Raw genomic sequence first — 326 nt, forward strand, 5'->3', positions numbered from 1 at the left:
TTTATAAAATTTCATTACTTCGATATTATGTTATTAACTTTTTATCTCTTGGCGCGGGATGGAGCAGTCTGGTAGCTCGTCGGGCTCATAACCCGAAGGTCGTCGGTTCAAATCCGGCTCCCGCAACCACTGAAATCAAGTTATAATGAATCGACACTCTATAAGAGTGTTTTTTTATGTCTGAAATTCAGTGAAATGGATAGCTCGTCGGTCTCAACTCTCCATTAGCCAGTAAAGGTTGTCTATTAAATTCCGGCTCCCGCAACCACTGAAATAAATAGTTATAGTAAAGCAACACGCCTAAAGCGTGTTTTTTTATGCCTAAT

Annotated in this window: 1 tRNA gene; it reads left to right on the forward strand. The window is 39.9% G+C overall.

Going from position 1 to position 326, the window contains the following annotated elements:
* The first annotated feature begins 52 nt into the window (after positions 1–52).
* Positions 53–129 (forward strand) — tRNA-Met (locus tag CWB76_RS19665).
* Positions 130–326 lie beyond the last annotated feature (197 nt).

Origin of the sequence: Pseudoalteromonas sp. S1609 (assembly GCF_005887255.1) — a bacterium.
In the GTDB taxonomy this organism is placed as follows: Bacteria; Pseudomonadota; Gammaproteobacteria; order Enterobacterales; family Alteromonadaceae; genus Pseudoalteromonas.